Here is a 5,296-nt window from a genome sequence, read left to right as displayed (position 1 = left end):
CCCCTGCCCCGGAGCCCGTGGTCTGATGCGTCGTATCCTGAAGAGCCTGACCGGTGCCGACCCCGCCGACCTGCGCCGCGCGGCGCTGATCTCGCTGCTGGCCGCCTTTGCGACCGCCGTGCTGCCCGCCGCCGCCCTGGCCCAGTCGGCCATCAATGTGAACCTCGGCACCGGGGCCGGGCTGTCCGAGCGCGTCGTCCAGATGGTCGGCCTGCTGACGGTGCTGTCCCTGGCCCCGTCGATCGTCATCATGACCACCTCGTTCGTGCGGATCGTGGTGGTGCTTGGCCTGCTGCGCACCGCCATCGGCATCCAGCAGAGCCCGCCCAATCCGGTGATCATCAGCCTGGCGCTGTTCCTCACCGCCATCGTCATGGGTCCGACGTTCGAGCGGTCCTATGACCTGGGGGTCAAGCCGCTGCTGGACCAGCAGATGGAACTGCCCGAAGCGTTCGACGCCGCCGGCGGCCCGGTCAAGGAATTCATGCTCAAGCAGGTCGGCCGCGAAGACCTGGCCCTGTTCGTGCGCCTGTCCAAGATCCCGACGCCCAAGACCGCCGCCGACACCCCGCTGATGGTCGTCACCCCGGCCTTCATGATCTCGGAACTGAAGCGCGCCTTCGAGATCGGCTTCCTGCTGTTCATCCCCTTCCTGGTCATCGACCTGGTCGTCGCCAGCGTGCTGATGAGCATGGGCATGATGATGCTGCCGCCCGCCACAATCAGTCTGCCGTTCAAGCTGATCTTCTTCGTGCTGGTGGACGGCTGGCGACTCGTTGCAGGCAGCCTTGTGGAGAGCTTCCAGCGTGGGGCTGGGGGGTAGGGCGGCCATCCGCCTGCAATCCGCGTAACGGACGAAATTGGGTTTAGACGATGACGGTCTTCGTTCTGGGGTCGATCAATCTGGATGCCGTGGCCCGGGTCGAGGACCTGCCGCGACCGGGCGAGACGGTGGCCGGCCTGTCGCTGGAGCTGTTTCCGGGCGGCAAGGGTGCCAACCAGGCTGTGGCCGCCGCCCGCATGGGCGCGCCGACCCGGCTGATGGGGGCGGTCGGCAAGGACGACGCCGGTCCCGGCCTCAAGGCCAAGCTGGCCGGCTATGGCGTACAGATGGCCGATGTGGCCGAGCTGGGCGGCGTTCCGACCGGCCAGGCCCATGTCTGGGTCGGCTCCAGCGGCGAAAACATGATCGTCGTCACCTCAGGAGCCAATTCCGCCATCACCCCGGCCCACGTCGCCGCCACGCCGATCGAGGGCCAGCGCGTCCTGCTCAGCCAGCTGGAATCGCCGGTCGCCGCGATCGAGGCCCTGTTCAAGGCCGGGGCCGCCAAGGGCGCGCTGCGCATCCTGAACGCCGCCCCCGCCGTGCCGCAGGGCGCGGCCCTGTTCGCGCACACCGACATCCTGATCGTCAACCAGACCGAACTGGCCACCTATGCCAAGCTGGCCGACGAGCCGGTGAAGCTGGAAGAGGTCTCGCGCGCCGCCCGCAAGCTGATGAGCCGGCCTGACCAGATCATCATTGTCACCCTCGGCTCGGCCGGCGTCGCCGCCGTCCGCCGCGACGAGGCCTTCCTGGTCGAGGGCAAGAAGGTCAAGGCCCTCGACACCACCGGCGCCGGCGACTGCTTCTGCGGGGCCCTGGCCGCCGGCCTCGCCGCCGCCATGAACCTGCGCGAGGCCGTCGAACTGGCCAATGCCGCCGCAGCCCTCTCCGTCCAGAAGGCCGGAGCCGCGCCGTCCATGCCGAACCGCCGCGAGGTCGAGGCGTTTCTGGAGGGGTGAGATGGGGGGCCGGGTTCAGGCGACCGCCCCCTTCTCCCCTTGCGGGAGAAGGTGACCTCCGAAGGAGGTCGGATGAGGGGTCGCACTGGCTTGGCCGGCAAAGTTTTTTTTGGGGGGGGGGTGATGGCAAACGCTCATCGACCCCTCATCCGTCGGCTACGCCGCCACCTTCTCCCGCAAGGGGAGAAGGGGCCTGAATTCCGGGACCGACTGAATTTGTGCTGACGTCAAACCGGCGTTTAAGCCGCGCGGATCCCGCTGAAGCCGCTTTCCGAGGCCGAGCCCATCACGGCGTCGTAGCCCAAGATCATGTCGACATCCTTGCCGTTGCTGGCCAGGGGCAGGCGCAGCCACAGGATCGACATGTGCGGCGCGCCGCGCCAGGCCAGGCTGTGAACCCCGACGCCCGGACGGCGGCCGTCGACCACCTTGTCCAGTTCCTTGCGCCAGTAGTCGGCGGCGGCGCTGTTATAGACATCGCCGAGCCGCTTGCCGGTGATCTCGCGCCCATAAACGCCGTAAAGACCCGTTCCGGCCAGGCGCAGGCGGTAGTCCCGGGGCTGGTTGACGACGTCGATCAGGCTGACGGTCGGGAGCATGCGCTTGATGCCGACCGGGCACAGATCCGCGCGCGCCGGGAGCGAGGCTCCCCGGCGGAGTGACGCCCAGTAGGCGAACATCTCCTGGTGAGCGCGGGCGGCCGTAGCCGAGGCGCTCAACTGCGCGTTCATCTTCAGATTCCTTAACAAGCCGTTGGAATCACGACGATTCACTATCGCTTAAGGAACGAATCGGCGGCAAGCGAAAATCGCGCCCTGCGACAAGATTCTGGGGAAGAGTCAACTCTCAAGCGAAACGCCCGCCATCCGACTCGGATGACGGGCGCCAGGTCTTTTCAGGCCGCGCGAGCGGCAAGAGTTTGATGCGACTCGACTATTTGCCCTTGCGCGGCGGCTTGCGGCCGCCCTGGCCCAGGCCCATCTGCTTGGCCAGCTCCGAGCGGGCCTTGGCATAGTTCGGCGCGACCATCGGGTAGTCCTTGGCCAGGCCCCATTTGGCCCGGTACTCCTCCGGGCTCATATTGTACTTCGAGCGCAGGTGCCGCTTCAGCGACTTGAACTTGCGACCGTCCTCCAGGCAGATCAGGTAGTCGGGCGCGATCGAGCGCTTGGGCGAGACCGCCGGCTCGAGCGGCGCGGCAGGTTCCGGCTCGGCCGGTCCACCGACCGACGCCAGGGCGCGTTGAACCTGCAGGATCAGCGCCGGCACATCGGCGATCGCTACAGTGTTGTTGCCGACATAGGCGGATACGATTCCCGCCGTCATCTCGATGAGATCGGATTGATCTTCCATGCTCGCCTGCCCGTCTTGTTTTTGATCTTGGTTTTTATGATCTGATTCCAGAACCAGTCGTCGGACGAATACAGACATTGTTACCTTGCGGCAATGTCTTGAAGTCCAGATGCAAGGCCATACTCAACGCTGGCTTGCGGAGACCTGAAAGGACATTTCAAGCGATGTGTCCGACGGGTCGCTGAATGCGTTCAGCGACTTAGAAACCAAGATTTCAGTTTGAGGGGTCTGGTCGGTCGACACGGACTATCGGCCCCAATACGTCCCGGATGCTTGCACCGGACGCTTGACAAGTCAGGCAGGCTCTAGCGCTTGAAGTCGTGGGACAGGGCCAGCATGGCGGCACGCTGCGGCACCGAGTATTCGTCGATCGCAGCCTGGTCGCCGTCGCGGATGGCCTTCAGCAGGGCCGGTGTCATGGCCGAGGACAGCGACCAGTTCCAGTAGCGCAGCACCGTCTGGGCGCGATCGACGGCGATCATGTCAAAAGTGGCCATCACCCGGTCCAGGGCCGGAGCCATGGCCCCGGTGCTGTCAGTCTCGGGCCGGCGCAGACCGCGCCAGAGCGAGCGGATCGCGGCCCGGGGCAGGCCCGTCGCCTTGCACAGGATCGCCAGCGGCTCACCGCCCGGATCGGTGAAGATCTTCGCGCCGGTCATCGGCTTCAGGCCCGACAGATAGGAGATCTCCTCGGCGATCTCGCGGGTCACCCCGCCCTCGGCGGCCAGCACGGCCTCGTCGAGGCTGTCATAGGGGCTCTTGGCGATGGCGGCGCGGTTGCGTTGCCGCCGCTCGATGAACTGCAGGGCCTTGCGCGACAGCGGGTCCTGCCAGCCTTCTTCGGAGGCGATCGAGAACAGGTCGCCGACCGCGTCCTGCAGGATTTCCCGCGAGACGGCGAAGCGTTGCAGGATGGACTTGCGGGCCTCGGCATCGGCCCACCAGAACAGCACATAGGCGTGGCTGGGGCGCAGTTCGGCGCGGCGCAGCAGGAGCGGGATCAGGCGCGGGCTGTCGCGGGTCATGGCCACGACGGTTTCCAGGGTCTGGTGGCCGAATCGGGTCAGTTCATTGCGCAGCAACGCCTCGATGACCGGTACCTCGCCGGCCTCGACCAGGGCATCGGCGACCAGTTCCCCGACACCGCGCCGCTGGGCGATCATCATCCGGTGCTCGGCCGTGGCCTGGCGGGCGCAGTCGATCAGGTCGGCGTCCCCGAGAGTCGGCGAGTTCTCCAGCAGCGCGCGGGACACCACGATCTGGTCCCGCAGCATCAGCCGGACCAGGACGCCGGGCATTTCGGTCAGGTTGGCCAGGCGCCGCGCCACCTTCTCGCGCTCCTCGACCGCCGCATCGCGCAGCATGTCGACCAGCAGGTCGGCCGTCATCGAGCGCTCGAAGGCGTTGACGCGACTGGCGGGCAGGCAGACGACGTCCGCCAGCCGCTTGAGCAGGGCCGCACGTGAGCGTCCCGGGGGCCGGGGGGCCGCCAGGGGCGAAAACGGGTCGGACGGCGCTGGGTTGCTCATGAGGATCCTGACGGTCGGAACGACCTGACCAGAACGTCCTTAACGTCCGATGATCAAGTCGGCCCGACCCGCAGGATATGGTGACGCAGGCGGCTCAGCGGAATGGGTGCTCGCCCCATTCCGGCCAGATGTCCGGCAGGTCGCTGGACACCTTGTCCGGATAGGTCGGCGCGCGCTTCTCGAGGAACGAGGTCACGCCTTCCTTGGCGTCGGCAGCCGCGCCGCGCGCCTGGATGGCCCGGCTGTCGGCCTTGTGGGCCTCCATGGGGTGATCCGCGCCGGCCATCCGCCAGAGCAGCTGCCGCGTCAGGGCCACCGAGACCGGAGCGCTGTTGTCGGCGATCTCGCGGGCAAGGGCCCGGGCGGCCGGCAACAGGTCTTCCGGCTCGTGCAGCGAGCGGACCAGGCCACGCTCAAGCGCCTCCTGGGCGGGGAAGACGCGGCCGGTGTAGCACCACTCCAGCGCCGTCTGCAGCCCCACGAGGCGCGGCAGGAACCAGGACGAGGCCGCCTCGGGATTGATCCCCCGGCGGGCAAAGACGAAGCCGAACTTGGCGGTCGTCGAGGCCAGACGGATGTCCATCGGCAGCTGCATGGTCACCCCGACCCCGACCGCCGCGCCGTTGATG

General features: G+C 67.4%; 6 protein-coding genes. 2 read left to right on the top strand and 4 right to left on the bottom strand.

The genetic code is table 11. The annotated features are described in order from the left end of the window. Positions 1–25: 25 nt before the first annotated feature. Both fliP and DBR10_RS12655 read left to right on the top strand, forming a co-directional pair. The gene (gene fliP, locus DBR10_RS12660) at positions 26–823 is read left to right on the top strand and encodes a flagellar type III secretion system pore protein FliP (protein WP_369831679.1); all 798 of its coding nucleotides are present in this window, start codon (positions 26–28) and stop codon (positions 821–823) included. A gap of 50 nt (positions 824–873) precedes the next feature. After that, positions 874–1,785, top strand: a complete 912-nt coding sequence (locus DBR10_RS12655; RefSeq protein ID WP_108504744.1) for a ribokinase — start codon at positions 874–876, stop codon at positions 1,783–1,785. A gap of 239 nt (positions 1,786–2,024) precedes the next feature. Here the strand turns inward: DBR10_RS12655 and mopJ are convergent, their stop codons facing one another. From mopJ to DBR10_RS12635, 4 genes are all read right to left on the bottom strand, one after another. Then, a complete protein-coding gene (gene mopJ, locus DBR10_RS12650; RefSeq protein ID WP_108504754.1) occupies positions 2,025–2,522 on the bottom strand; it encodes a motility/cell cycle regulatory protein MopJ in 498 nt (165 codons plus the stop codon). Between the two features lie 196 nt (positions 2,523–2,718). Next, complete coding sequence (locus DBR10_RS12645) at positions 2,719–3,138, bottom strand: MucR family transcriptional regulator (protein WP_108504745.1); 420 nt, start codon at positions 3,136–3,138, stop codon at positions 2,719–2,721. Positions 3,139–3,443: 305 nt separating this feature from the next. Beyond that, a complete protein-coding gene (locus DBR10_RS12640) occupies positions 3,444–4,667 on the bottom strand; it encodes a DUF2336 domain-containing protein (RefSeq protein WP_108556382.1) in 1,224 nt (407 codons plus the stop codon). Between the two features lie 94 nt (positions 4,668–4,761). Further along, positions 4,762–5,296: enoyl-CoA hydratase-related protein (locus DBR10_RS12635; protein WP_233243398.1), on the bottom strand; the 535-nt coding region annotated here is incomplete at its 5' end.

Source organism: Caulobacter sp. HMWF025 (assembly GCF_003060965.1).
GTDB lineage: Bacteria > Pseudomonadota > Alphaproteobacteria > Caulobacterales > Caulobacteraceae > Caulobacter.
This window is presented reverse-complemented; position numbering and strand designations above follow the sequence as displayed.